The following is a 333-nucleotide window of genomic DNA, read 5'->3' as shown; positions in this document are numbered from 1 at the left end:
TTAGTGTTGCACTTAACTTGACAATTGAGGAGTTTATATTTTTTTGAATTTTACCTAAATTCAAAGTGTTGGATAAGAGTACCTTCTCAGGCCATGCATTAAACTCTGTTAGATTTTTCATAGGGGTATTTAGTTTTTCAAAGTGATCAGGATCACTTAGGTATTTAATTAAGAATGTTTCTACCTCATTTGTAGGCTGATCTTTAACTTTAAGTGCATAACTTTTAATTATCGAATCAATCCTATCTAGTATGACTAGATCCACGTTAACATGCTCAATTAACGAGAATAGAGATTTAAGTATCTTGAATTTACACTTTAAGTGCAACACTA

At 30.6% G+C, this 333-nt stretch carries 1 protein-coding gene; it reads right to left on the bottom strand.

Annotation, left to right across the window (positions count from 1 at the left end):
* A partial coding sequence (locus tag FD47_RS16035; RefSeq protein ID WP_235806134.1) for a hypothetical protein occupies window positions 1-265 on the bottom strand: 265 nt, incomplete at its 3' end.
* Window positions 266-333 lie beyond the last annotated feature (68 nt).

The organism is Lentilactobacillus parafarraginis DSM 18390 = JCM 14109 (assembly GCF_001435895.1).
In the GTDB taxonomy this organism is placed as follows: domain Bacteria; phylum Bacillota; class Bacilli; order Lactobacillales; family Lactobacillaceae; genus Lentilactobacillus; species Lentilactobacillus parafarraginis.
The sequence above is the reverse complement of the archived record's forward strand: the minus strand, read 5'-3'. Positions and strand labels throughout refer to the sequence as shown.